Raw genomic sequence first — 24,776 nt, 5'->3', positions numbered from 1 at the left:
CGGATCATGGCAGCAGCAGGAGTGGCGACGGTATGGGTGCCCGTCGAGGACATGGAGCGGGCGGTCGCGTTCTACCGCGACACCCTCGGCCTCGACGTGAAGAGCACCTCGAGCGACTGGTCGGAGCTCGACGCGGGCGGACTGATGATCGGGCTGAACGCCCGCGAATCGGCCTCCGTCTCCGAGAGCGGCGGAGCGGTCGTCTCGTTCCAGCCCGACGGCAGCATCGAGGACGAGCTGGAGCGGCTGAAGGCCCGCGGCGCGTCGATCGAGGGCGAGATCAGCGATCACGAGTGGGGTCGCATCCTGCCCTTCAAGGACTCCGAGGGCAACGACCTCCAGTACTACACACCGCCGCAGAGCTGACGGCGAGCGCGTGACGGCGGAGGGGAGACGGGCAGGTCCCGCCTCCCCTCCTCCGTGTCACGCGGGCGGGCGCAGCGGCAGGCGACCGGCCAGGCGCGCGCCGCCCAGCGCGGCCGACGGGGCCAGCTCGATCGATCCGCCGTAGACCGCGAACTGCCGCGAGAGCCGCTCCAGCCCCGAGAGCACCGGCGCCGCAGCGAGGCCGCCGCCGTCGTCGTCGAGACCGACGACCACCGCGTGCTCCGTCCCGCCGCGGGCGACGTCCAGGTGCAGCCGCACGGCGCGGGCCCCGCCGTGCTTGAGCGCATTGGTCAGCGCCTCCTCGATCAGGCGCACCAGCAGCACGCGCTGCTCGAGCGGGACCCCGTGCTCCTCGATCCCCGGGTAGTCGTCGTCGACGGCGAGGTCGACCGCGATCTCCGGCGGCAGTCGCGAGATCAGGTCGCGGGCGGCGGCGACCAGCCCGTGCTCGATGTCGACCGGGTAGAGCGCCCCGCTGACCGCGCGGACCTCCTGCTCGCGCAGCTCGTCGAGCCGCGCCGCGATGCCGATCAGGCGCTCGTCGGCGGCATCGGAGGACGACGCCTCGGCCAGCCCGCGCAGCTCAGCCGCCAGCACCACCAGCGTGTTCTGCAGCCGCCCGTGCAGGCCCTGTGCGACCTCGCGGCGCACCCGCAGCTCCTCCTGCTGGAGCGCCTGCACGGCGTCGACGGCCTGCAGCAGCACCCGGGCGCGCTCCCGCTCCTTCTCGCGCACACCGCGGGTGGCCTCGACGAGCAGGAAGCCGAACGAGACGATCAGGCCGACAACCACCGCACCCACCACCAGCTCGACCACGAGGGCGTCGAGCGCGGTCGGCAGGTAGACCCCGACGATCAGCTGCAGCCCGACCCGCGTGAGCGCGACGGCGACCGCGATCCCGACCGTGACCAGCAGCCGACGGGCGCGGGGGTGGCGCTCGGGGCGGAGCAGGGTGACGAGCGCGACCGCGAGCCCGATCGTCGCGACGTTCACGACCACGCGCACGACGACGTCCACGACCGGGCCGCCCTCGACCCCTCGGACGGTCTGCGACAGCATGCCCAGCGCGAAGACCGCCTGCAGCGCCGCGAGGACGGCCAGCACCCCGCCGAGGATCGCGACGGTCCCGCGCAGGATCCGGTTGTCCTCCGCGTCGTCCGCGCGTCGCGGGCGGGAGTGGTCGGGGAGCGTCACCGGGTGTGCTCCAGGAACAGCAGCGTCGCCTCCACGCGCGGGTTCCGCGACCCGTCGGAGCGCAGACCGAGCGCCGCGTAGAGGGCGTTCACGTGGTTGTCGACCGAGCGGACCGCGATGCCCAGCCGCCCCGCGATCGCCGCGTTGGTGAGTCCGGAGGCGAGCGCGGTGAGCACCTCGTACTGGCGGCGGCTGAGGGCGTCGACGGGCGAGCTCCGGCGGGCGGTGCGCGCGGCGACCAGCGCGGGGTCGAGCACGGTCCGGCCGTCGAGGGTCGCCCGGATCGCGGTCATCAGCGCGGGGGACGAGAGGGACGAGCTCTTCGAGAGGTAGCTCCAGCCGCGCACCTCGGCGCGGCCGAGCCGGAGGAAGCGGTGCATCGAGTCGACGGCCGAGAGCAGCACGATCGCGAGGTCGGGGTCCCGGGAGCGCAGCTCGCGACCGAGCTCGATGCCGTCGCCGTCGCCCAGCTCGATGTCGACGATCGCGACGTCGAGCTCGGCGGGACGCAGCCGCTCGCGCGCCTCCGCGGCGGACGAGGCCTCGACGACGCTCCGGACGCCGGGGACGGAGCGCAGCAGCGAGCCGAGCATCTGCCGGTAGAGCGGCTGATCCTCGACGACGGCGAGCCTCAGCTCCCGCAGACCGCTCACCGATGTCACACCGCATATCTTGACGCGGCGCCGGGCACGCGACCGGCGCCACGAGTGCCCAGGAGGCCCAGACCCCGTCAAAGGGGGGCATCGCTCCGAGCCCGGAGAGAGGTGCGGGGCGGTCGTGGAGACATCCCGTCTCATCCCGGCGGCAGCAGCGCCCCGGTGAGCGCCCGCCCGGCGACCGCCGCGGCGAGCGCCGCCGCCCACATCCCGAGCCCGTAGCCGAGTCCCGCGCGCCAGCGGCGCTCCAGCAGCATCCGCGCCGCCTCGACGCTCGCCGTGCTGAACGTGGTGAAGCCGCCGAGGACCCCGGTGCCGAGCACGAGGCGCCACGACTCGTCCAGAGCGCCGCCGAGCGCCAGGCCGGTGACGACTCCGAGCAGCAGCGAGCCGGAGACGTTGATCAGGAGCGTCCCCACCGGCCAGCGCACCGGGACGAGCGAGCGCGCCACGCCGTCGAGGACGAGGCGGGCCGCGGCGCCGGCACCGCCCGCGAGGGCGACGCCGAGGAAGAGGAGCACGTGCGTCACTCCGTCACCGCGCTCCGCCGGCTCGCGAGCACGACGCCGAGCACCGCCGCGAGGGTGCCGAGCACGAGCGTGACGCCGGTGTAGAGGAGGACCTCGGCCCAGCGCCCGTCCTCGAGGAGGGCGACCGTGTCGAGGGAGAAGGTGCTGTAGGTCGTGAAGCCGCCGAGCACCCCGGTGCCGAGCAGCAGGCGGAGGGTGCGCCGCCCGCCGCTGTCCGGCCCGCGGCGGGCGAGGCCGGCCAGCAGGAGGCCGAGCAGGAACGCGCCGACGAGGTTGACCGCGATCGTCGCCACGGGGACCGCGCCGATCGGGGGCAGGACGAGCACCGTCCCGTAGCGGGCGGCCGTGCCGACGGCGCCGCCGACCGCGACCAGGAGGATCGCGCTCGGCCGCAGGTGCAGCGGCGTCACTCCCCCGTGTCCCAGGGGACGCGGCGCCGGGCGTCCGCGCCCGCGCGGGGCACGACGAGCACGGGGCGCTGCTGCCGGTGCGCGAGGTGCACCGCGACGCTGCCGCTGAGGAACTCGGCGATGCCCGCGAGCACCCCGGGGTCGCGGGTGCCGACCACGATCATCCGGGCGTCGACCTCCTCGGCCACGTCGGTGAGGGCCAGGGCCGGCTCGCCCTGGGCGGTGCGCAGCGTCCAAGCGACTCCCGTGCCGTCGAGGAGCTCGGCGAGTGACGCGCGGAGTCCGGGCGGCTCGGTCGGACCGGCGTCGGCGGCTCCGGAGCGGGGCACGAGGCCGACGGGGATGCCGCCCGTCATCGGGTCGACGTACTCGCCGACGAGGTACGGATCGGCGACGACGGTGAGCAGCAGCAGCGGGGCGCCGAGCCCGGAGGCGAGCTGCGCGGCGGTGCGGACGACCTCGGGACGCTGCCCGTCGACGACGCCGACGAGCACGGGTCCGGAGGGGGTGGATTCGGTCATGGACGGCTCCTTCCCTGGTCCTTCCATCCTCCCACCGGGGCCCGGCCGGGAGGCGATGCTGCGCGACGAGTTCGCCCGTGATCATTCCGTTACCGGGCGGGGGCGGGCTAGAGTGACGAGTCGCCGGGCCCTGCCGGCGCCCCGCACCGCCCCGCAGGCCCCCCTGCACCACCCCCCGTCCGCCCACCCGAGGAGAGTGCACGCGTGTCGACCACTGGCATTCCCGATCCGCTGGAGTGTCACGACACCTCTCCCTCCGCGCCGGTGCACCGCACCCGCCGAGAGGCCCGCGCCGCCGAGGCGGCCGCCGAGGCCCGCGTCGTCGAGACCCGCGTCGCTGAGACCCGCGTCGCTGAGGTCCGGACCGCCGCCGCCCCCGCGACCCCGCGCACGCCCGTCGCCCCGCGCACTCCCGCGGTCCCGCAGCCCGCCCGCACCGGCTCGCTCAGCCGGCGCACCCTCGGCTTCGCCACGTTCTCGATCGTCGGCGGCCTCTTCGCCACCGCGGCCCTCCCCGCGTACGGCGCCCGCAGCACCGCGGCCACGGCGGCCGGCACCGCCGCGAATCGCGTCGGCCTGCAGAACCTCACCGTCTCCTCGGAGGCGGCCGGCCAGACCGCCGTCCGCGACGCGTTCGCCGCACCGACGCAGGCGCAGCTCGACGAGGCCGGCCGCCAGGCGGCCGTCCTGCAGAACGCGAACGGCGGCGGCTTCAGCACCGTGCAGACCCGCGCCGTCGGCGACGACTACCCGTGGCCGCACGAGACGATCGACGACAACGGCGGCGGGCTCTCCCCGCTCGGCTACTACTACCGCGAGTGCGTCGACTTCGTGGCCTGGCGCCTGAACCGCGACGCCGGCGCGACCGCAGCGCCGTGGACGTACACCTGGGGCAACATCACCCCGCTGGGCGGCAGCGCCTGGGAGTGGCCGGACAACTGGGCCGCAAAGGGCTGGGCCACCAGCGCCGTCCCGATCGTCGGCTGCGTCGCCTGGTGGACCTACAACCACGTCTCCTACGTGCAGCAGGTCAACGACGACGGCACCGTCCTCCTCGAGGAGTACAACTATGGCGGCCGCCACAGCTACGTCACCCGCACCTTCCCCACGGCGCAGGTCCCCCTCTTCCTCTATCCGCCGGCCCTGTAGCGGCGGCCCCCGCCGCCTCGCGGATCGCTCACCGCCTTTGCGCGGACCCGTCCATGCTGATCGAGTGGCCCGCGAAGCGAGCGTATCGAGATCCACCACCGCCGGCAGGACGAGTCTGCAGACCGCCCCACTGAGGACGGTGGGTCTCGATACGCCCCTGCGGGGCTACTCGACCAGCATGACTGCGCGCCTGACGGCCGAGCCCTGCCTTTCGCCGAGACACCGAGCGATGTCCGCCGCCTCCGTGCCCGATCTCTGACGAGAGGGTCGACCCGCGAACGGGTGCACAACCATGGCCAGGAAGCGCGATCGGCGGGAGAACAGGTCGATTCGGGAGATCCCGCCTCAGTTGTGCAGGGGCACTGTTGAGAGGACGGCCAGGAGGGCGGCGAACGCGGGGGTGCGCGGGTCGATCGGGGCGTAGTGGTCGGCGTCCGGGAGCTCGACGAGGCGCGCGGACGGGTGCGCGACGCAGTAGCGGCGGCTGTGCGCGATCGGGACCTCGTCGTCGAGGGCGCCGTGCAGCAGCACGGTCGGCATCGGCGGGCCGGGGAGCCGCGCCGGGTCGAGGTCGTCGAGCGGGCCGTCCGGCCCCAGCAGCTCCGCGACCGCACCGTCGCCCAGCCGCTCGTCGGCGGCGGCGCGCAGGTCGACGACTCCGGCGAGCGAGACGACGGCGTCGATGTGCGGCGAGGGATGTGCGGCCTGCGACCACAGCGCCAGGTGGCCGCCGGCCGAGTGGCCGACCAGGACCGTGCGCGGGCGCTCCTCCGCGGGGAGCAGCGGCGGGAGCGCCGCGATCGCCGCGAGGACGTCGTCGAAGGTGCCCGGCCGTCCGCCGCCCTCGTCGCCGACGCGCCGGTACTCGAGCAGCAGCACCGACCAGCCGGCGTCGGCGAGCGCGGCGGCCAGCGGACGCGCGTGGCTCCGGTCCCAGCGCGCGCGCCAGAAGCCGCCGTGCACGACCAGCACGAGGCCCTTACCGGAGCCGCGGTAGTGCTCGGCGATCTGCTCCGGTGCCTCGCCGTAGCGGAGCACCTGGTCGGCCTCGCGCGCCACGAGGTCGAGGACCCCGCTCACGCTCCGCCGTGGACCTCTCGGGACTCGCGCGCCCCCTCGACGAGCAGGTCGCGCACCGCAAGGACCACGGTCTCGACCTCCGCGAAGGAGGTGGAGAGCGGCGAGAGGCCGAGCCGGATGCCGCTGGGCGTGCGGAAGTCCGGGATGATCCCGCGCTTCCAGAGCACGGGCACCATCGCGGCGAAGTCCGGGTGGTCGACGGTGATGTGGCCGCCGCGGCGCGCGGGCTCGCGGGTGGTCGACAGCTCGACGCCGAGCGGGGCGAGGTGCTCGTCGAACAGCTCGACGGCGAAGGCGGTCAGCGCGATCGACTTGGCGTGGATCGCGGGCAGGCCGGCCTCCTCGATCAGGTCGAGCATCGCCTGCATCGCGAGCATCCCGACGATCGGCGGCGTCCCGCTGAGGAAGCGGCGGATGCCGTCGGCGGGGTCGTAGTCCTCGCCCATCCGGAACGAGTCCTTGACGCCCATCCAGCCCTGGATCGGCTGCTGAGCCCCGGCGATCAGCTCGCGGCGCACGTAGAGGAAGGCGGGGGCGCCCGGGCCGCCGTTGAGGTACTTGTAGGTGCAGCCCGTCGCCAGGTCCACGCCCCAGGCGTCGAGCTCGATCGGCAGCACGCCGACGGAGTGGCAGACGTCCCAGAGCACCAGCGCGCCGTGCTCGTGCACGATCGCGGTGATCGCCGGGACGTCGGCGGCGTAGCCGGAGCGGTAGGCGACCTGGCTCAGCACGACCACGGCCGTGTCGGCCCCGACGACCGCGCGGACGTCGTCGGGCGTGACCCCGCTGCCGGACTCGGTCTCGATCCAGCGGATCGTGGCGCCGGTCTCGGCGGCGATGCCCTCGACCACGAAGCGGTCGGTCGGGAAGTTGCCGCGGTCGATGACGATCTCGGAGCGGCCGGGCCGGGCGGTCAGCGCGGTGCGGATCAGCTTGTAGAGCGAGACGGTGGTGGAGTCGCCGACGACGACCTGGCCGGGAGCGGCGCCCAGCACGGAGCGGCCGAGGCGGTCGCCGAGCGTCAGCGGCAGCTGGAACCAGCTGTCGTCCCAGCCGCGGATGAGGCGGTTCCCCCACTCCTGCTCGACGAACGCGGCGTAGCGCTCGGTCAGGACCTTCAGCGGACGGCCGAGCGAGTTGCCGTCGACGTAGGCGGGCAGCGCCAGGTCGTCCGCGCCGACGAAGCGCGAGCGGTAGCCAGCGAGCGGGTCGAGGCGGTCGAGCTCGGCCGCGGAGGAGCGGACGGTCTGGTCGAGGGCCACGGCGGCCCTCCTCTCGTGTGGGGCGTGGATGCGGGGTGGAGCGGGGACTCCTCACAGTCGCACGAGCGGGCCCCCGCGGGACAGCACTCGCGGGAGGATGGTCGGGTGACCTCCTCCGCAGCGCCCGTCCACCCTCGCCCGCGCCTGCTCCCGAGTCTCGGGGTCGGCGTCGCAGCGGGCGTGCTCGGACTGCTGCCGTGGCTGCTCACCGGGCTGCGGCTGCCGCTGCAGAACCTCTGGGCGACCGACGTCCTGCCCGAGGAGATGCCGCTCGCGCTCCTGCCGTTCAGCCAGTACTTCCTGACGCTGATCGTCTCGGTGATCGTGGTCGGGTCGGCCCTCGCGGGACTCGCGGCCCGCGTCGGTCGGCGCCGCGGCGTCGGCCCGCTCGGCGCGGCGCTCGGAGCGGTCGGCGTGCAGGTCGTCGCGCTGGTGCAGTCGGCGCTGACCGTGTCCGCCGGGTTGCGGGAGGACCGCGACTCCGACCTCTACCTCGCGGCGATCGTCGGCGGCACCGTCGGTGCGATCGCGGTCGGCGCGCTGCTCGTGCTCGTGATCGCCCGGGCGCCGAGGGCGGGGGCGGCCGTCGCGATCTCGCTCGCTGCGGTCGCCGCCGGTGGGTGGCTGACCGGAGTGGTGGCGCCGCTCAGCCGCGACGGCTCGGCCGCCGGAGTCGCGCTGCTGAACGCGGTGCAGTGGCTGCCGGGGATCCTGGCCGGTCTCGCCCTCGCCTGGTGCGGGGTCCTCTCCGCCGGCCGGGTGATCGCCTGGATCGTGAGCCTCGCCGTGCTCTGGGTCGGGCCGGTGCTGGTGACCGCCGTCTCGGCCGCCGCCGGCTCGCGGGTGCTCGCCCGCCATCCGCTCGAGATGCTCGACTACGCGCAGGCCGTCTTCACCAGCGCGCTGATGCTCCCCGCCGTCTCGCTCCGAACCCCCGTGACGGCCCTGGTGGTCGCCGCGCTCGGCGTCGCCGCCCTCCGCGCCTGGCACGCCCGCCGAGCCTGATCGCCTCCGCGAGATGCCACTTGTGCACGCGACACGCCGTGAAAGGCGTGCACAAGTGGCATCTCGCGGGAGGGGTCAGGACTCGAACCAGCCTCGGGGGTGGTGGTCGGCCGTCAGCGGGGTGCGCTCGCGCTTGGGGCGCGCCCACTGCGCGGCGTTAGCCAGCACCCGCTTGATGTCGGGGTGGTGGTAGACGGGGTAGTCCTGGTCGCCGGGCGAGAAGTAGAACACCTTGCCCAGGCCCCGGGTGTAGGTCACTCCGGAGCGGAAGACCTCGCCGCCCGAGAAGGTCGAGAGGAAGACCGTCTCCTCGGGCACCGGGATGTCGAAGTACTCGCCGTACATCTCCTGCTCGGGGATGACGATCGGGCTCGGCACGCCCTCGGCGATCGGATGGGTCGGCGCGATCGTCCAGACCAGCTCGCGGTCGTGGTCGTTCCGCCACTTCAGCGAGCAGGTCGTGCCCATCAGCGCCTGGAAGATCTTCGAGTAGTGCCCGGAGTGCAGGATCAGGATGCCCATCCCCTCCTGCACGTGCCGCAGCACCCGCTGCACGACCTCGTCCGACACCTCCGGGTGCGCGATGTGCGCCCACCAGAGCAGGACGTCGGTCTTCGCGAGCGCCTCCTCGGTCAGCCCGTGCTCGGGCTCGGGGAGGGTCGCGGTGCGCACCGAGACCGCGTCGCCGAGCGACTCGGACAATCCGTCCGCGATCACCCGGTGGATGCCGTCGGGGTAGTGCCGCATCACGGTCTCGTCGCCGCGCGTCTCGTGGCGGAACTCGTTCCAGACCAGGACCTCGAGGGGAGCGCTCATGCGACCGCCACCTCCTTCTTCTCGGCGGCGGAGCGGTAGATCGCGTCGACCACCCGGCTGCGGTGCAGCGCGTAGTCGCCGTAGTGGCCGGCGTAGCGGGGTCCGCCGGCGGGCGCGTCGGCACCCGAGGCGATGGCGGCCAGGAACTCCGCGATCACCGAGCGGTGGTGCCCGGCGGGCACCGGCACGTCGGGGCGCGAGGTGGTGGGGGCCCCGGCGACCTCGGAGTAGAACGTGAGCGTCCCCTCCGTCGCGTAGTCGGCGACGTGCAGGCGGGCACCGCCGGCCGAGCCGAGCAGCTCGACCTCGATGTCCTCGTGCACCTTGGAGTAGCTGGCCCAGGAGGCGTCGAGCTGCAGGCTGCGGCCGTTGTCGAGGCGCAGCAGCGCGCTGGAGAAGTCCTCGACCTCGAAGGCGTGCGTGCCGGTGGCGGCGACGCCGTGCGGCCGCCCGCCGCGGCCGGAGCGGCCGATCTCGCCGTACGCGACCGCGGACACGCTCGTCACCCGCGGCTCGCCGAGCAGGTGCAGCGCGATGTCGAGGACGTGCGAGCCGAGGTCGATCAGCGGGCCGCCGCCCGCCAGCTCCTTGCTGGTGAACCAGGAGCCGATGCCGGGGATGCCGGTGCGCCGCTGCCAGCTCGCGCGGGCGTGGTAGATCTCGCCGAGCGGGGCGTCGTCGAGGTAAGTGCGCAGGTAGGCGACGTCGGCGCGGCGGCGGTGGTTGTAGGCGATCTCGAGGACGCGGTCGTTGGCGCGGGCCGCGTCGACCATCTCGGCGGCGAGCTCGGCGGTCGTGGCGAGCGGCTTCTCGCAGAAGACGTGCTTGCCGGAGGCGAGCGCGGCGACGGCGATCGGGTGGTGCAGGTGGTTGGGCACGCCGATGGAGACGACGTCGAGGTCGTCGCGGGCGACGAGGTCCTCCCAGTCGGCGTAGAGGTCGGGGACGCCGCGGCTGGCGCCGAGCTCGCGCAGGCGCTCCGCCTCCTGGCCGGCGAGCGCGACGACGCGCGCGCCGGGGAGGGCCTGGAAGGCGTCGAGGTGGGTGGTGCCGGCGAAGCCGAGGCCGACGACGCCGACGCGCAGCTCCCCCGGAGTCTCGGTGGTGCCTGTGTTCTCGGTCATGCCGTCGAGCCTAGTCGAATTGATTCGAGTCCTCGATAAACAGGTGGGGTGGGTCTCGATAAGCCGCCTGCGGCGGCCACTCGACCAGCATGCGGTGACCGGCGACGGACAGCTTCATGCTGGTCGAGTAGCCCCGCAGGGGCGTATCGAGACCCACCGTCGTCAGCAGGGTGGATCTCGATACGCCCGCTCCGCGGGCTACTCGATCAGCAGGGAGGCGTCAGTGCGCGCGCTGCAGGCGCACCGCGATGTGCTCGCGGCCCGGCAGGTCGATGCGGAAGCGGCCCGAGTAGGTGCCGGGCAGGCGCTCGACCGTCATGGCCCAGGTGTCGAGCACATCGACCGTGTACGAGACGTCGGGCTCGAGCAGGAAGCGGCGGTAGGTCGGCCGGTCGAAGCCGAAGTAGTAGAGGTAGTACTCGCCTTCGACGCCGGCGCGCGGCACGTCCCAGTCGAGCGGGATCGGCTCGAGCCCGCGCTCGGGTCCCTCGGCCAGCACCGACTCCAGGAAGGCGATGCGCGCGGGACTCGTCCCGCGCAGCTCGCCGCCCTTCGACCACCAGAGCACGTCGTCCGGGTGCACGTACGTCTCGCCGTGCCCGACGTAGCCGCCGCGCAGCGCGCCCTCCCAGAACCGCCGCACCAGCTCCTCGCCGGTGATGTTGCCCCAGCCCTGGTCGATGTCGCCCTCGTAGGCGCACTCGTCGATGACGACCGGCTTGCCCCAGCGGCGCCACTCGGTCGTCATCTCGGCCGTCTTGTAGACGTCCTGCCGCTGGATGCTGGCGTGCGTGATCCACGGGCGGGAGTGGTCGTAGAACTCGCGGCAGTTGTGGATCGAGAGCAGGTGCCGCGACGGGTCGTCCTCGACGACGATGCTCGCGAAGCGCTCCCAGTCCTCCTCGGTCTTCTCGAACAGCAGGTCGTACTCGTTCGCGAGCGACCACCAGACGTTCGCGAACGAGGCGAGCCGCGCCACGGCGTAGCGCACGTAGCGGTCGTCGGCGACAGCGTCCATCGTCGAGAAGCCCCAGCGGTCGTAGGCGTGGAAGAGGATGAGGTCCGCCTCGATCCCGAGCTCGCCCAGCTGCTCGATCCGCTGCTCCAGGTGCGCCCAGAACTCCGGATCGAAGCGCTGCCAGTCGAACCCCGTCGCCGGCGAGGCCTCGAACGGGTAGCGCTCGGGCTCGTTCTCGTTGAAGAGGTACGACTTCGGGAAGACGCACATCCGCATCTTCGTGAACGGCGCGGTGGCGAGCGCGGCGAGCGTGCGCTCCTCCAGCTCGTCGCCCTGGTGCGTCCAGGCGTAGGAGGTGGTGCCCAGCGGGCGGTGGCGGGTGCCGTCGGCGTGCGCGAAGTGGAAGGTGTCGGCCACCCGCACCGGGCCGTGGCGCCCCTCGAGCGCCGCGGTCACCGAGACGGAGCCGGTGACGCCGTCGAGCGAGCGGGCGCTGCTCGAGGTGGTCCAGGCGTACTCGCCGGTCGCCTCGGGCATCCAGCGCAGGCGGTACACGCCGTCGCCGTCGTAGAAGCCGGGCACGCGCACCGAGCCGCCCGGCCCGTCGACGATCGCCGAGAGCGCGACGTCGACGAACGGGTTGCCGTGCGACGGGCCGCGCAGCTCGATCTCGACGCGCCCGAAGACGGTGGCGGTGGCGGGCGCGGAGACGACGGCCGACGCGAGCGGGACGTCCGCGGTCTCGTAGTCGCCGGAGGGCTCGACGTACCGCTCCTGCTCGCGGACCGGCGCCGGCTCCTCCGTCGGGATCGCGGCGACCTCGGCGAGCAGCGCCTCGCGCTCCGCCTCGCCGAGCGACTCCTCGGTGTCGACGACGAGGCCGATCGGATAGCCGTGCAGGGTGTGCAGGATCGAGGAGTGCACCAGCCCGGGGAGGCGGCGCTCGACGATCGCGTGCCCGCGCGGGTCGCGGAGGACCTCGAACAGGCGCGTCTCGCGCGAGAACCGCTCGGCGGTGTCGGTGGTGTGCGGCACGGTCAGGCCTTCACGGCGCCGGCGAAGGCGCCCTCGACGAAGTAGCGCTGGAACATCAGGTAGACGATCAGCACGGGGAAGACGGACATGATGGTGAAGGCGTTCAGCGGCCCGTAGGAGCTGGTGAACTGCGACTGGAAGCCCTGCAGCGCGAGCGGGATCGTCCACGAGTCCTGGCTCTGCAGCAGGGCGAGCGCGATGGAGTACTCGTTCCAGGTCGAGACGAAGTCGAGGATGAACAGCGCGGCGAGCGCCGGGCGGGCCAGCGGCAGGATGATCGTCAGGAACAGCCGCCAGTTGCCGGCGCCGTCGATGCGCGCGCTCTCGTCGATCTCCTCCGGGATCTGCCGGAAGAAGCCGTAGAGGATGAAGGTCTGGTACGGCAGGCCGAACGCGATGTACGGCAGGATGATGCCCACGTTGCTGCTCAGCAGCCCGAGCCCGTTGATCACCTGGAACAGCGGCGCGATCGCGACCTGGATCGGCACCATGGCGCCGAGCGCGATCACCCCCATCAGCAGGCGCTGCCGGCGGAACCGCAGCCGGGCCAGCGCGAAGGCGGCGGCCGCCGAGATGAACAGACCGATCGGCACCTTGAAGAGCGCGATGATCAGGCTGTTGCCGCCCGCGGTGAGCAGGTTGCCGCGGTCCAGTGCCTCGACGTAGTTGCCGAAGTCGGGCGACCACGGCGGCACGAAGGCCGGGGTGCTGAAGATGTCCGCCTCGCTCTTCAGCGAGGTGAAGACCATGAAGACCAGCGGGATCGCCCAGATCAGGACGGCGAAGACCAGCGCGATCCACAGGGCGATGCGGATGTAGTCCCGCCCGCCGACCGGACGGCGCTGCCGCTTCGGCGGCTCGACCAGGCCCGGCGCGCTGGTCGGGATGCTCGTGACGGTCATGAGTTCTTCTCCTGACGTGCCGTCCACACCATGTACGGGACGACGATGACGAGGGTGATCACGAGCAGGACCGTGGCGATCGCGTTGCCCTGGCCGTACTCGTGGTTGTTGAAGGACTGCTGGAACGACCACAGCGCGAGCACCTGCGTCTGCTGTGCGGGGCCGCCTCCGGTCATGCCGACGATCAGGTCGAACACCTTGATCGAGTTGATGATCGTGAGGACCACGACGATGACCGTGGTCGGCCGCAGCGCCGGGATCGTCACGTTGCGGAACACCTGCCAGGCGTTCGCACCGTCGAGCCGGGCCGCCTCGACGTGGTCGGGAGAGACGCTCTGCAGGCCGGCGAGGAAGAGCACCATGTTCGTGCCCGCGATCTGCCAGACGAAGGCCGCGAAGATCGAGTACAGCGCGAGGTTCTTGTCCCCGAGCCACTGCACCTCGGCCAGCCAGGGCAGGTCGAACAGCTGCGCGAGGTTCACGCCGACGCCGTAGTTCGGGTTGTACATCCAGCGCCACATGTTCGCGATGGCGATCGGAGCGAGCACACCCGGGATGTAGAAGAGCGAGCGGAAGGCGTTCCGGCCGAACAGCGGGCGGTTGAGCGCCAGCGCCATCACGAGGCCCAGGCCGACGGGGATGAAGAGGGAGAGCACCACCCAGATCAGGGTGTTCGAGAACGCGGTCCAGAACACCGGGTCCTGGGTGAAGATGCGGACGTAGTTCTGCAGGCCGACGAAGACCTGCGGGGCGCCCTGGAAGCCGGACCACTCGAAGAAGCTGAGCCGCACCGACTCGAGCGAGGGGCCGACCACGAAGACGAGGTAGGCGGCGAGCGCCGGTGCCAGGAACGGCAGTGCGGCGAGGAAGCCGGTGCCGCCGAAGCGGGCGAGGGCCCGGCGGCGCGGGTGCTTCGGCCGCGTCGGCTCCGGGGCGGCCCGCCGCGGGCGGGCGGGGGTGGATGTCGTCATGTCGGACCTCTCGGACGTCTCGGACACGGGATGCTCGGGCACGGCGGCGCTCGGGCGGAGGGGACGCGCGGCCCCCTCCGCCCGCGGCGTCACTGCTGGTCGATGAACGTCTGGAACTCGGCGCCGGCGTCGGACGGGTCGAGCTCGCCGGTCGCGACGAGGTTCTGGATGCGCCAGTACTCCGTGGTCTGCGACTGCGAGAGGTTCTGGTCGTTGTTCATGTAGACGCCGGTCGCCGCCTCGGTGATCGGGTTCCAGAGGGCGTCGAAGGCGCTCTGGTCCTCGGGGGCGACGTCGACGTTGACCGAGCGGCTGCCGAAGGTCTCGATGAACGTCGACTGCGCCTCGGCCGAGGTCAGGTAGTCGAGGAACTTCGCGGCCTCGGCGGGGTGCTCGGAGTTCGCCGAGATGTAGTTGTTCTCGTTGAAGCCGTAGATGCGGTCGGTGCCGGTGGGGAAGGCGAAGATGCCGACCGAGTCCTCGGACATACCGGCGTCGCGGACCTGCTGGTTGAACCAGTCGCCCTCGATCGCCATGGCCGCCTTGCCGCCGAAGAAGAGCGAGCTGGACTCGTCGTTGTTGATCGAGATGAAGCCGTCGTTGACGTAGTCCTTCGTCCAGGTGGCGAACTCGGTGAAGGTGTCGGTGACGCACGACTCGTCGGCCCAGCTCGCCTCGCCGGTGACGAGGGCCTGGTAGCCGTCGGCGCCGCACTCGGTCTCGAGGAGGCTGTCGAGCAGGCGCATCACGTGCCAGTTGACGGTGCCGCCGAACTCGAACGGGGTGATGCCCGCGTCCTTGAGCTTCCCGGCGTCCTCGACGAGCTCGTCGTAGCTGGCGGGCGCGGCGTCGATGCCGGCCTGCTCGAAGAGGTCCTTGTTGTAGAAGACCGCCTCGGTGCGCTGGGTGTAGGGCACGCCGTCGTAGCCGCCGTACTGGGTGACGGTCGACATCGCGGTGTCGGAGAAGCGGTCGGCCCAGCCGTACTCGTCGTAGTACTCCTTCAGGTCGAGGCTCGCGCCGGCGTCGATGAACTCGCCGCCGAGACCGGGGCCGGCCCAGGAGAAGAAGACGTCGGGGGCGCCGCTCGTGCCGAGCGTGGTGCGCAGCGCGTCCTTGTGGGCGTCGGTCGAGCGCTCCTCGACCTTGACCGTGATGTCGGGATTGGCGGCCTCGAAGTCGTCGACGATCCCGTTGATCGTCGCGTTGGCCGACTCGGCCGACTCGGTGAGCTTGAACCAGGTGATCTCGGTCCTCCCGCCGGAGTCGCCACCGCTCGCGGAGCAGCCGGCCACGCCTGCGAGGAGGAGAGCTCCCGTGGCGAGGGCGACGGATCGGGTCAGAGCACGGGATCGGGTCAGAGCACGCATCTTCGCGTCCTTTCGCTGCTCGACATCGCAGCAGCGCGACATCGACGTCGGATCCGCCGATCGGAGCCGGGACTGGAGCTCTCGCGGCGGTGGATGAGGGATACGTTATCGATAACACATTCGGACGACAATGCGCGCAACCGGTTGATGGGTCACGATCGGGTAACGGGATTCCGGCCGGAATCGGCTCAGTAGAGTGAGCGGGTCGCCGCCAGGGAGGGAGCCTCGATGTCGAGCACGACCCCTCCCCGCGCGCGGCCGAGCATGGCCGACGTCGGCCGGCACGCCGAGGTCTCGGCGCAGACCGTCTCCCGCTTCTTCACCGGCGGCTACGTCGCACCGGCGACGCGCGTGCGGATCGAGGCGGCGATCGCCGAGCTCGGCTACCGGCACAACCGCGTCGCCCGGAACCTCCGGGTGCAGCGCACCGACACGATCGGCTTCCTCGCGATGGGTCCGCTGAACTACGGGCACTCCGAGCTGCTGACGGGCGTCAGCCGCGGGGCGCGCGCCGAGGGGCTCTCCCTGATCACGGCGCTGATCGAGGTCGGGCCGGACGCCCCCGGCGCCCGCGAGGAGATGCGGCACGCGGTCGACAAGCTGCTCTCGTTCCAGGTCGACGGGATCATCGTCGGCACCCCCTACGGCGGGCTCGACGAGCTGGTCGAGTACATCGCCGCGTCCGTCCCCGTCGTGACGCGGTCCGAGCGCGGCGGCCCGGCCGGCGACTCCACCTACGCCGACTCCTACGGTGCCGGCTTCCTCGGCACCCGGCACCTGCTCGAGCTCGGGCACCGGCGGATCCTGCACCTCGCGGGCCCCGGCGACCGCAACGAGGCCGTCGACCGCGAGCGCGGCTACCGGGCGGCGCTGGCCGAGGCGGGCGTCGCCCCGCTGGAGGTGCTGCGGTGCCGGGAGTGGGACGCGCGGTCCGGAGCCGAGCAGGGCAGGGCCGTCGATCCCGGGTCGTTCACCGCGGTGTCGGCCGCCAACGACCAGATCGCGCTCGGCTTCCTCCGCGCGATGGCCGAGCGCGGTCGCACGGCACCCGACGACTACTCGATCGTCGGCGTCGACGACATGCCCGAGTCCGCCTACTACTCGCCACCGCTGACGACGATGCACCTCGACCACCAGCTGCTGGGCGAGAAGGCCCTGCAGATGCTGGCCGCGCGGATCCGCACCGGCGAGCGCCAGGAGCGCACGGCCGTGCAGGCGCGCCTCGTGCTGCGATCGTCGACGGCGCCGCTGCGCTGACGGCGGGTCTCGATACGCCCCTGCGGGGCTACTCGACCAGCATGACTGCAGCCGTCGCTGCGAATCGATTCATGCTGATCGAGTCAGCAGGTGTTCCTCAGTCGCGCGCGCGATCCGCGGCGGACAGGCGCGCGAGCAGCTCCGCCAGGTCGCGGCGCACCACGGGGGCCTCGAGCGCGTCGCGGTCGGCGGCGTCGTAGGCCGCCGCGAACGCCTCGATCTGGCGGTGCAGCTCGGCTCGGGATGCACCGCGGGCGACCGGCTCGAGGCGCTGCGCCAGGCGGAGGCCGGCGCGGACGACGAGCGGCTGATCCAGCGCGTAGGCGCGCAGGGCGAGGTAGACCTCGGCGAGGAGGTCGCCCGCCGTCGGCCAGGTGCAGAACAGGCGGGCGACGCCGTCGGCGTCGCGGAAGCGGGTGCGCGCGCCGTCGCCGCCGCACAGCTCGACCAGCGCGCCGGTCAGGGCGTCGAGCGCGCTGACCGCGGTGTACGGGTCGTTCGTGCCGGTCGCGAGGCCGCGGACGCCGATCTCGACGACCTGCTGCACGGCGTAGCGGAGGTCCTGGTGCGGAGTGCGCGCGTCGGCGATCACGACCGCGGCGAGCGCCGCCTCCGCCAGGTCTCCCGAGCCGTCGCCCCCTCCGACGACCTCGAGCACCGGGTCGCCGGCGAGCACGTGGTCGCCGGGCTGGGCGAGCACCCGCAGCACCGCGTCGTGGCGGGTGCCGAGCGCGATCAGGCGCTCCAGCTCCAGCTGCTCCACGTAGCCCGCGCGGGGCGCCGTCAGCACGACGCCGCCGGCGGGGAACGGCTCCTCGCGGCGGTCCGGCTCGTCCTCGTCGCCCGAGAGCTCCGCGATGACGTCCTCGAGCTCGCCGAGCACGCGCTTCTGCAGCGTGGTCACCTGCACCGACAGCGCGATGTGGTGGATGAAGTAGACGAGCACGGCGACGTCGCCGACGGCCAGCACCACCGCGAAGCCGACCGCGACGACCGGCACGAAGGCGAGGGTCGCGTCCTCCTCGGTGTGCACCGAGCGCAGCACGATCAGCGAGTAGAGGAACGTCGAGGTGAGGACCGCGAGGACGACCTGGTTGCCGCGGTCGGCCATGAAGTTGCGGACCAGCCGCGGCCCGTAGGCGGAGGACGTGGTCGCGAGGACCGAGATCGTGATCGAGAACGAGGTCGCGGCGACCCCGAGCATCGTGCCGCCGATCGCGGAGAGGATCGCCCGGCCGCCGGTGGCGGAGAGGTCCTCGACGAGCGGGAGGTCCTGGATCCCGGCGCGGATCAGCAGGCGGTCGATCTCGATCAGCCCGAAGGCCAGCACGATCGCGAGGACGCCGAACAGCGTGGGCAGGAACCAGAACGATTCGCGGGCGTGCAGGAGCCGGGAGCGCATCCTCGAAGGCTAGACGGGTGGGTCTCGATACGCCCCTCCGGGGCTACTCGACCAGCATGAAGAGGAGCCCCTCCGGATCAGCAGGAAGGGGCGACCAGGAAGGCCTACGGGACGATGACCGCTCGGCCGCGGACGGTGCCGTCGTGCAGGTCCGCGTAGGCCTGGGGGGCGTCGTCGAGGGCGTACTGCTGCACCTCGACGTCGATCCGGCCGGCCTTGGCGAGCTCGAAGACCTCGATCAGCTCGCTGCGCGAACCCCAGTAGGGGATCCGCAGGGCCGCGTCGTAGGCGATCGTGCCGAAGCCGACGGTCGCCTGCCCGCCGCCGATGCCGACGATGGTCACGTCCGACTCGACGGCCGCGACCGCCGTGGCGGTCGCGATGGTCGGGCCGGCGCCGACGAAGTCGAACACGGCGTCCGCGCCGAGCCCACCGGTGATCTCCCGGATCTTCTCGGCGGCGGAGGCGTCGCTGATCAGCGTGACGTCGGCTCCGACGTGCTTCGCCAGCTCGAGCTTCTCCTCGCTCACGTCGAGCACGATCACCGTCGCGCCGGAGAGCGCCTTGAGGATCTGGATGCCGACGTGGCCGAGCCCGCCCGAGCCGATGACGACGGCGCAGGTGCCCGCGCCGAGCTTCGGCAGGCTCCGCTTGATCGCGTGGTACGGCGTGAGGCCGGCGTCGGTGAGCGAGACGTTCTTCACCGGATCGAGGTCGCCGATCGGGATCAGGTGGCGGACGTCGTCGACGATCATGTACTCGGCCATCGAGCCCTGATTGCCGAGCCCGGGCGGGCGGATGCCCTCCGCCTCGGCGTTGGTGCAGTAGTTCTCCGCGCCGCGCGAGCAGTTGAGGCAGTGGCCGCAGCCCCACGGTCCGTAGACGGCGACGGCCTCGCCGATCTGCAGGCCCGTCTCGACGCCGGGGCCGAACTCCTCGATCACGCCCGCACCCTCGTGGCCGAGGGTCAGCGGCAGCGGGTAGTGCTGAGCGAGGTAGTCCTCCTCGGGGAGGCTCATCACGTAGTCGTCGGAGTGGCAGACGCCGGCCGCGGTCACCCGCAGCAGGATCTCGCCCGGACCGGGCACGGGCTTCTCGATCTCGACGACCTCGGGGGCCTGTCCGACGGTGGTGTAGCGCAGTGCCTTCACGATTCCTCCTTCGCCGGGCCGCGCTCCGCGCAGTCCGACATCTGTCTGCTATCGGGTGCGCTCCCAGTATCCGCCGCGCTCCGCGATCGCGGTCGGGCGACCGGGGAGGGTTGACCATCGGCACCCGCGCAGTGTCGGAGCCGAGCCGTGGTGTATCCATGGGGTGGCCGGGAGGCCGACCACCCCGGGACGACGGAAGGCGCTCGACATGGCACCACCGCGCAGGAAGGCGACGCTCGAGTCCGTCGCCGAGCGCGCCGGCGTCTCGCTCAAGACGGCGTCGAACGCCGTCAACGGCACGGGCCGGATGGCCGAGGGCACCCGGGAGCGCGTCCGGGCGGCGGTCGAGGAGCTCGGCTACACGGTGAACGTCGCGGCCCGCAACCTCACCCGGGGCCGGACCGATGCGGTGACGCTCGCGGTGCCGACCCTGAAGGCGGTCTACCTCGCCGAGCTGGCCGAGGCGGTCATCGAGACCGCGCGCGACATGAATCTCGTCGTCTCCGTGACGACCTACCCCGACGACGGCGGCGACGGCTCGCGACGGCTGCTCGAGCGGTTCAACTCGCAGCTCACCGACGGCCTGCTGCTCTCGCTGTCCGAGCACGAGACCCTCGACCGCTCCGCGCTCGACGTCGAGTACCCCCTGGTCTGCCTGGGCACCCGCGACACCTACGAGCTGGTCGACCGCGTGACGACCGACGACGTCGCCGACGCGCGCGCCGCCACCGCCCACCTCCTCGAGCGGGGCAGCACGACCCTCGCCGTCGTGGGCGCGCACGCCCCCTTCGACGCCGGGCGGATCGGCTCCGCCCGCGAGGGCAACGCCGAGCTGCGGCTGCGCGGCGTCTTCGAGGAGCTCGCCGCCGCGGGCCGGACCCTCGACCCGCGGCTGGTGGGCGTCACCGGCTACGACTGGACGATCGGCTCCGGCTTCCGGGTCGCCCGCGGTCTCGTCGAGGCGGGGGTGCCGTTCGACGGCCTGGTCTGCTTCAACGACGTCCTCGCCACCGGCGCGCTCTCGGCGCTGCGCGAGGGCGGTCTGCGCATCCCGGACGAGGTGCAGGTGATCGGCTTCGACGACGTCGAGGAGTCGGCGTTCCTGTCCCCGCCGCTCACCTCGATGGACTCCCGCATCGAGTGGATCGCCCGCACGGCCCTCGAGCGGCTGGTCGCGCGGATCGACCGGGTGGACACCCCCGCGACCACCCTCTTCGCCCGGTCGCAGGTCGTCGCCCGCGGCACGACTCGCTGATCAGCGAAAAGTCTCCTTGCCCTCGAAGGATCCTCCAGGCTAGATTCGCGTCGTGGTACAGCGCTGTACCACGGTGGACCTGCGATGACGGAGGCACGACATGACGCGTACGACGACGAGGCGGCTCCCCGCCCTGATCGCTGCTCTGCTCGCCGGGCTGCTCGTGCTCACCGGCCAGTCGCCCCTCGCCGGGCAGACCGCCGAGGCGGCCGAGATCCGGACGACGACGGTGGCCTTCACCGAGACCACGACCGTCCGCGGCACGCCGAACGCCACCTTCTACGAGGGCGCCTGGTCGAAGAACAGCACGCACACCTGGGCGACCGGCGGCGCGGCCTTCGAGATCGCCTTCACCGGCGAGACGGTCGCCCTCTCGGGTCGGAAGGCCACCACCAACGGCACCGCGGACGTCTTCGTCGACGGGGAGAAGATCGGCTCGGCCGACTACCGCGGCGCCCGATCGACCACGACGGTCCCGATCGCGAGCTTCACCGGCCTCGCCCCCGGCGAGCACGTCCTCCGGGTCGTCACGGTCGGCTTCATCAACCACGCCTCCGCCGAGTTCACCAGCACCGTGCTCGTGGACGAGCGCGCCCGCCTCGCCGCCGCGCTCGACCGGGTGAGCGCCCTCGCCGCTCCGGACTTCACCGCCTCCTCCTGGGCCCCCTTCTCGGCCGCCGTCGCGACCGCGACCGCCGCCCGCGACGACGCCGCCTCGACCGACGCCGCCCTGCTGGCCGCCCGCAGCGACCTCGAGACGGCCGAGACCGGCCTCGTCCGGATCTCCGGGCTGCGCGAGCGGCTCGACGAGTACCGCACCCGCGTCCCCTCCGCCTACACGGCCGCGTCCTGGGCGCCCTTCGCCGCGGCGACCGTCACTGCGGGCGAGGTCCTCGACGACTCCGGAGCGAGCGCCGCGGCCGTCGTCGCCGCGAAGAACGGCCTGCAGACCACCGCCGCCGCCCTCGTCCCGCTCGCCGACGGCACCCTCGAGACCATCGAGAACAACCGGTTCTGGCTCGACACCGCGGGCGATCCGATCTTCTCCCAGGGCGGCGGGATCTTCCGCTTCGGCGACCGCTACTACTGGTACGGCGTCGAGTACACCGGCTCGCAGCTCTACTACGACTCCCCGACCCGCGCCTACACCCGGGCCGGCGAGGGCGACTTCGTCGCGGTGACGGCGTACTCCTCCGAGGACCTCGTGCACTGGACGTTCGAGAACGACGTGGCGACCCGGGACACCCGCCTCGACATCCCCGCCTCGAAGGACGTCTCCGGCACCTACTTCTCCGACATGGAGACGCTCGCCGACGCGGTCTGGATCGGCCGGCTCGGCGTCGCCTACAACGAGCAGACCGGCAAGTACGTCCTGCTCACCCAGTTCGAGAGCCCCGACCCCGCCCGCGTCACGAACGCCGGAGTCCTCTTCCTCAGCGGCGACTCGCCCGTCGCCGACTTCGAGTACGCGAACCTGCAGACCCACATCCCCGGCGTCTACCGGAACCCGAGCAAGCCCGGCTGGGAGCAGGGCACCGGCGACCAGACCGTCTTCACGGACGACGACGGCGCGGACTACCTCGTCTTCTCCTACCGCGACGGCCGCAGCCGCACCTACGTGGGCCGGATCAGCGACACCGACTCGCTCTCGGTCGAGACGGCCGTCGAGGTCTACCGCGGCGCCGGCCGCGAGGGCAACGCGATGTTCAAGCTCGACGGCCAGTACTACGTGGCGAGCTCGGACCTGCACGGCTGGAACACCTCGCAGACCTACCTCGTGCGCTCGCTCGAGGGCCGGATCCAGGGCCCGTACTCGAGCATGTACGTGCTCCCGGGCACCGAGAAGGACTACAGCCACGTCACCCAGAGCGGCTTCTTCCTGACGGTGCAGGGCACCGAGCAGGACACCGTGATCTACGCCGGCGACCGCTGGGCCGACTTCGCCTGGAACGGCCTCGGCTACAACCAGTGGCTGCCGCTCAGCGGGACCGGCGCGGACGTCCGCTTCGAGTCGCTGAGCGAGTGGGATGTGAACGCCCGCTCCGGCGAGTGGCAGGTCGGCGCCGGCAACAACTGGATCCTCAACCCGGACTTCGCCGCCGACCGGATCCCGGTGACCGCGGTCACCGGCTGGACGCAGACGACCGACCCCGCCTCCACCACCACCGCCTTCGTCTCGAACCCCTCGCCCGGCGCCGACGGCTCGCGCTTCGCCCTCCGGCTCGGCGCGGCGCAGGCCTTCTCGGGCGGCGTGCAGCAGCAGGACGAGGTCCCCGCGGGCGTCTACACGCTGTCGCTCCGCGCGGACCGGCCGGGAGGACTCGACTCCGCGCGGATCGTGGTCACCGGGGCCGACGGCGTCGAGCACCGCACCGAGATCCCCGCGACGAGCGGCTGGGCCGACGTGCGCTCGGCGGAGTTCTCGCTGCCGGCCGGCACCGCCACGGTCGCGATCCTGGCGAGCGGCCCCGGCGGCGCCGGACTGACGGTCGACGCGCTGGCCCTCCGCCGCCAGGCCGCGGCCTCCTGGTCGGCGGGGTCGGTCTACCAGCAGGGCGACACGGTCCTCTTCCAGGGCTCGCTCTGGCGGGCGTCGTGGTGGACGAGCAACCAGACCCCCGGGGACCCGAACGGCCCGTGGCAGCAGCTCGCGACCGCGCCCGACGGCACCGCCGTCTGGACGGCCTCGCGGATCTTCGACACCGGCGACGTCGTCGTCCACCAGGGCCAGCGCTACCGCGCGAAGTGGTGGACCCGCAACCAGGCCCCGGGCGACCCGTACGGGCCCTGGCAGCCGCTCGGCTGAGCCCGAGCGCCCCCTCTCCTCCCTCCCGCAGCACCACTGTCCTCTCTCCCGCAGCACCACTGCATCCGCAGCAGCACTGCACTCCGCAGCAGCACTCTCCACCCACACAGAAGGAACGAATCCGTGCGAAGAAGCTCCAAGAAGTTCACGACCGTCGTGGCCGTCTCCCTGCCCCTCGTCCTCGCCCTCAGCGCCTGCGCGGCCGGGGGCGGCGGCGGTGGCGACAGCGCCGGCGGAGGCGACGGCGACGAGACGCTCAGCGTCTGGGCCTGGGACCCGCTGTTCAACATCGCGGCCCTCGAGGAGGCCGAGAAGATCTACCAGGAGGACCACCCCGACTTCGAGCTGGACATCATCGAGACCCCCTGGGACGACCTGCAGCCCAAGCTGACCACCCTCGCGCAGTCGCAGCAGTACGGCGAGCTGCCCGACGTCTTCCTGATGCAGAACAACGCGTTCCAGAAGAACCTCGTCAACTACCCGGAGATCTTCAGCGAGCTGCCCGAGGACGCCGTCGACTTCTCGGAGTTCCCCGAGGCGGTCACCGCCTACTCGACCGTCGACGACGTGCACTACGGCGTGCCGTTCGACTCCGGCACCGCGGTCACCGCGCTGCGCACCGACGTCCTCGAGGCGGCCGGCTACACGATCGACGACTTCACCGACATCACCTGGGCCGACTTCCTGACCAAGGGCAAGGACGTCCTGGCGAAGACCGGGTCGCCGCTGCTCTCCGGTCAGGCCGGCTCCTCGGACATGATCATGATGATGCTGCAGAGCGCCGGAGCCAGCCTCTTCGACGACGAGGGCGACCCGACGATCACCGACAACGACGCGCTCCTCGCCGCGATCGACGTCTACAAGCAGCTCGTCGAGTCCGGCGTCTTCGTCGAGGTCAACTCGTGGGACGAGTACCTCGGCACCTTCGTGAACGGCTCCGTCGGCGGCACCATCCAGGGCGTCTGGATCGTCGGCTCCATCCAGTCCGCGGAGGACCAGGCCGGCGACTGGGCGATCACCAACGTCCCCTCGCTCGACGGCATCTCCGGCGCGACCAACTACACGGCCAGCGGCGGATCGTCCTGGGCGATCAGCGCGAACGCCGACGTCGACCTCGCGGCCGACTTCCTCGCCTCGACCTTCGCCGGCTCGACCGAGCTCTACGACACGATCCTGCCGACGTCGGGCGCCGTGGCGAACTGGCTGCCCGCCGGATCCTCGACGGCCTACGAGGCGCCGAACGAGTTCTTCGCCGGCCAGCCGATCTTCGCCGAGGTCGCCGAGTTCGGCGCCGAGGTGCCGAGCAACAACACCGGCGCGTACTACTACGAGGGCCGCGACGCCGTGAGCGCCGCGATCACCCAGATCATCGGCGGTGCGGACCCCGCGTCGGCGCTGGAGGAGGCGCAGAAGAACGTCGAGTTCGCCATGAGCTAGGGCTCGCCGCGAGCCGGCGTCACCGCGAGCCGGCTCGCACCCCGGGCCGGGGAGGACTCCTCCTCCCCGGCCCGTCCCTCCCCGTCCCTCTCCCTTCC

General features: G+C 72.3%; 22 protein-coding genes. 7 read left to right on the top strand and 15 right to left on the bottom strand.

Going from position 1 to position 24,776, the window contains the following annotated elements; genetic code table 11:
• Window positions 1-6: 6 nt before the first annotated feature.
• The gene (locus GTU73_RS03080; protein ID WP_160086886.1) at window positions 7-366 is read left to right on the top strand and encodes a VOC family protein; all 360 of its coding nucleotides are present in this window, start codon (window positions 7-9) and stop codon (window positions 364-366) included.
• 57 nt (window positions 367-423) lie between these two features.
• Here the strand turns inward: GTU73_RS03080 and GTU73_RS03075 are convergent, their stop codons facing one another.
• The 5 genes from GTU73_RS03075 to GTU73_RS03055 form a co-directional block, all read right to left on the bottom strand.
• The gene (locus tag GTU73_RS03075; protein ID WP_160086884.1) at window positions 424-1,581 is read right to left on the bottom strand and encodes a hypothetical protein; all 1,158 of its coding nucleotides are present in this window, start codon (window positions 1,579-1,581) and stop codon (window positions 424-426) included.
• Window positions 1,578-2,243, bottom strand: a complete 666-nt coding sequence (locus GTU73_RS03070; RefSeq protein WP_244231750.1) for a response regulator transcription factor — start codon at window positions 2,241-2,243, stop codon at window positions 1,578-1,580. The genes GTU73_RS03075 and GTU73_RS03070 overlap by 4 nt, the downstream gene beginning before the upstream one ends.
• Window positions 2,244-2,374: 131 nt before the next feature.
• The gene (locus GTU73_RS03065) at window positions 2,375-2,767 is read right to left on the bottom strand and encodes a CrcB family protein (protein WP_160086880.1); all 393 of its coding nucleotides are present in this window, start codon (window positions 2,765-2,767) and stop codon (window positions 2,375-2,377) included.
• Window positions 2,764-3,177: a fluoride efflux transporter CrcB gene (gene crcB, locus GTU73_RS03060; protein ID WP_244231749.1), complete on the bottom strand. Its 414-nt coding sequence runs from the start codon at window positions 3,175-3,177 to the stop codon at window positions 2,764-2,766. Before crcB ends, GTU73_RS03065 begins: the two co-directional genes overlap by 4 nt.
• On the bottom strand, window positions 3,174-3,698 hold the full coding sequence (locus GTU73_RS03055; protein WP_160086878.1) for a universal stress protein: 525 nt from the start codon (window positions 3,696-3,698) through the stop codon (window positions 3,174-3,176). The genes crcB and GTU73_RS03055 overlap by 4 nt, the downstream gene beginning before the upstream one ends.
• Before the next feature lie 264 nt (window positions 3,699-3,962).
• On the opposite strand from GTU73_RS03055, the gene GTU73_RS03050 reads away from it, so the two are divergent.
• Window positions 3,963-4,847 (top strand): CHAP domain-containing protein, encoded by an 885-nt coding sequence (locus GTU73_RS03050; RefSeq protein ID WP_160086876.1) that lies wholly within the window; start codon window positions 3,963-3,965, stop codon window positions 4,845-4,847.
• 345 nt (window positions 4,848-5,192) lie between these two features.
• Here GTU73_RS03050 and GTU73_RS03045 read toward each other — a convergent pair whose 3' ends face one another.
• Both GTU73_RS03045 and GTU73_RS03040 read right to left on the bottom strand, forming a co-directional pair.
• The gene (locus GTU73_RS03045) at window positions 5,193-5,927 is read right to left on the bottom strand and encodes an alpha/beta fold hydrolase (protein ID WP_160086874.1); all 735 of its coding nucleotides are present in this window, start codon (window positions 5,925-5,927) and stop codon (window positions 5,193-5,195) included.
• Window positions 5,924-7,189 carry an aminotransferase class V-fold PLP-dependent enzyme gene (locus tag GTU73_RS03040; protein WP_160086872.1) on the bottom strand — a complete coding sequence of 422 codons (1,266 nt, stop codon included), beginning with the start codon at window positions 7,187-7,189 and terminating at the stop codon, window positions 5,924-5,926. Before GTU73_RS03040 ends, GTU73_RS03045 begins: the two co-directional genes overlap by 4 nt.
• A gap of 105 nt (window positions 7,190-7,294) precedes the next feature.
• Here GTU73_RS03040 and GTU73_RS03035 point away from each other — a divergent pair, with 105 nt between their 5' ends.
• Window positions 7,295-8,194 (top strand): hypothetical protein, encoded by a 900-nt coding sequence (locus tag GTU73_RS03035; RefSeq protein WP_160086870.1) that lies wholly within the window; start codon window positions 7,295-7,297, stop codon window positions 8,192-8,194.
• A 75-nt stretch (window positions 8,195-8,269) separates the two neighbouring features.
• Here the strand turns inward: GTU73_RS03035 and GTU73_RS03030 are convergent, their stop codons facing one another.
• The 6 genes from GTU73_RS03030 to GTU73_RS03005 all read right to left on the bottom strand — a co-directional run bounded on the left by GTU73_RS03030 (window position 8,270) and on the right by GTU73_RS03005 (window position 15,295).
• Window positions 8,270-9,010, bottom strand: a complete 741-nt coding sequence (locus GTU73_RS03030; protein WP_160086868.1) for a ThuA domain-containing protein — start codon at window positions 9,008-9,010, stop codon at window positions 8,270-8,272.
• On the bottom strand, window positions 9,007-10,134 hold the full coding sequence (locus GTU73_RS03025) for a Gfo/Idh/MocA family oxidoreductase (RefSeq protein WP_160086866.1): 1,128 nt from the start codon (window positions 10,132-10,134) through the stop codon (window positions 9,007-9,009). Before GTU73_RS03025 ends, GTU73_RS03030 begins: the two co-directional genes overlap by 4 nt.
• A 220-nt stretch (window positions 10,135-10,354) precedes the next feature.
• Window positions 10,355-12,127 (bottom strand): DUF5605 domain-containing protein, encoded by a 1,773-nt coding sequence (locus GTU73_RS03020; protein ID WP_244231748.1) that lies wholly within the window; start codon window positions 12,125-12,127, stop codon window positions 10,355-10,357.
• A 2-nt stretch (window positions 12,128-12,129) separates the two neighbouring features.
• Window positions 12,130-13,029 carry a carbohydrate ABC transporter permease gene (locus GTU73_RS03015; RefSeq protein ID WP_160086864.1) on the bottom strand — a complete coding sequence of 300 codons (900 nt, stop codon included), beginning with the start codon at window positions 13,027-13,029 and terminating at the stop codon, window positions 12,130-12,132.
• Window positions 13,026-14,000 carry a sugar ABC transporter permease gene (locus GTU73_RS03010; protein WP_160086862.1) on the bottom strand — a complete coding sequence of 325 codons (975 nt, stop codon included), beginning with the start codon at window positions 13,998-14,000 and terminating at the stop codon, window positions 13,026-13,028. The genes GTU73_RS03015 and GTU73_RS03010 overlap by 4 nt, the downstream gene beginning before the upstream one ends.
• Before the next feature lie 89 nt (window positions 14,001-14,089).
• The gene (locus tag GTU73_RS03005; protein ID WP_208543730.1) at window positions 14,090-15,295 is read right to left on the bottom strand and encodes an extracellular solute-binding protein; all 1,206 of its coding nucleotides are present in this window, start codon (window positions 15,293-15,295) and stop codon (window positions 14,090-14,092) included.
• 303 nt (window positions 15,296-15,598) lie between these two features.
• Here GTU73_RS03005 and GTU73_RS03000 point away from each other — a divergent pair, with 303 nt between their 5' ends.
• Complete coding sequence (locus GTU73_RS03000) at window positions 15,599-16,627, top strand: LacI family DNA-binding transcriptional regulator (RefSeq protein WP_160086858.1); 1,029 nt, start codon at window positions 15,599-15,601, stop codon at window positions 16,625-16,627.
• A gap of 97 nt (window positions 16,628-16,724) precedes the next feature.
• Here the strand turns inward: GTU73_RS03000 and GTU73_RS02995 are convergent, their stop codons facing one another.
• Window positions 16,725-18,029 carry a DUF2254 domain-containing protein gene (locus GTU73_RS02995; protein WP_160086856.1) on the bottom strand — a complete coding sequence of 435 codons (1,305 nt, stop codon included), beginning with the start codon at window positions 18,027-18,029 and terminating at the stop codon, window positions 16,725-16,727.
• Window positions 18,030-18,133: 104 nt separating this feature from the next.
• Window positions 18,134-19,180 (bottom strand): NAD(P)-dependent alcohol dehydrogenase, encoded by a 1,047-nt coding sequence (locus tag GTU73_RS02990; protein WP_160086854.1) that lies wholly within the window; start codon window positions 19,178-19,180, stop codon window positions 18,134-18,136.
• 208 nt (window positions 19,181-19,388) lie between these two features.
• On the opposite strand from GTU73_RS02990, the gene GTU73_RS02985 reads away from it, so the two are divergent.
• From GTU73_RS02985 to GTU73_RS02975, 3 genes are all read left to right on the top strand, one after another.
• Window positions 19,389-20,435: a LacI family DNA-binding transcriptional regulator gene (locus tag GTU73_RS02985; protein WP_160086852.1), complete on the top strand. Its 1,047-nt coding sequence runs from the start codon at window positions 19,389-19,391 to the stop codon at window positions 20,433-20,435.
• A 100-nt stretch (window positions 20,436-20,535) separates the two neighbouring features.
• Window positions 20,536-23,241, top strand: a complete 2,706-nt coding sequence (locus GTU73_RS19450; protein WP_160086850.1) for a carbohydrate-binding protein — start codon at window positions 20,536-20,538, stop codon at window positions 23,239-23,241.
• Window positions 23,242-23,364: 123 nt separating this feature from the next.
• The gene (locus GTU73_RS02975; protein ID WP_160086848.1) at window positions 23,365-24,678 is read left to right on the top strand and encodes an extracellular solute-binding protein; all 1,314 of its coding nucleotides are present in this window, start codon (window positions 23,365-23,367) and stop codon (window positions 24,676-24,678) included.
• Window positions 24,679-24,776 lie beyond the last annotated feature (98 nt).

Source organism: Rathayibacter sp. VKM Ac-2804 (genome assembly GCF_009866655.1).
Lineage (GTDB): Bacteria > Actinomycetota > Actinomycetes > Actinomycetales > Microbacteriaceae > Rathayibacter.
Note: the sequence above shows the minus strand (reverse complement) of the source record. Positions and strands in the feature narration are given on the sequence as shown.

Excerpts from the sequence above, each read along its gene's own strand:
- GTU73_RS02995 (WP_160086856.1), bottom strand. The coding sequence starts at position 18,029 with ATGCGCTCCCGGCTCCTGCACGCCCGCGAATCGTTCTGGTTCCTGCCC.
- GTU73_RS03025 (WP_160086866.1), bottom strand. The coding sequence starts at position 10,134 with ATGACCGAGAACACAGGCACCACCGAGACTCCGGGGGAGCTGCGCGTC.
- GTU73_RS03000 (WP_160086858.1), top strand. The coding sequence starts at position 15,599 with ATGTCGAGCACGACCCCTCCCCGCGCGCGGCCGAGCATGGCCGACGTC.
- GTU73_RS03010 (WP_160086862.1), bottom strand. The coding sequence starts at position 14,000 with ATGACGACATCCACCCCCGCCCGCCCGCGGCGGGCCGCCCCGGAGCCG.
- GTU73_RS03055 (WP_160086878.1), bottom strand. The coding sequence starts at position 3,698 with ATGACCGAATCCACCCCCTCCGGACCCGTGCTCGTCGGCGTCGTCGAC.
- GTU73_RS03015 (WP_160086864.1), bottom strand. The coding sequence starts at position 13,029 with ATGACCGTCACGAGCATCCCGACCAGCGCGCCGGGCCTGGTCGAGCCG.
- GTU73_RS03080 (WP_160086886.1), top strand. The coding sequence starts at position 7 with ATGGCAGCAGCAGGAGTGGCGACGGTATGGGTGCCCGTCGAGGACATG.
- GTU73_RS02985 (WP_160086852.1), top strand. The coding sequence starts at position 19,389 with ATGGCACCACCGCGCAGGAAGGCGACGCTCGAGTCCGTCGCCGAGCGC.
- GTU73_RS19450 (WP_160086850.1), top strand. The coding sequence starts at position 20,536 with ATGACGCGTACGACGACGAGGCGGCTCCCCGCCCTGATCGCTGCTCTG.
- GTU73_RS03030 (WP_160086868.1), bottom strand. The coding sequence starts at position 9,010 with ATGAGCGCTCCCCTCGAGGTCCTGGTCTGGAACGAGTTCCGCCACGAG.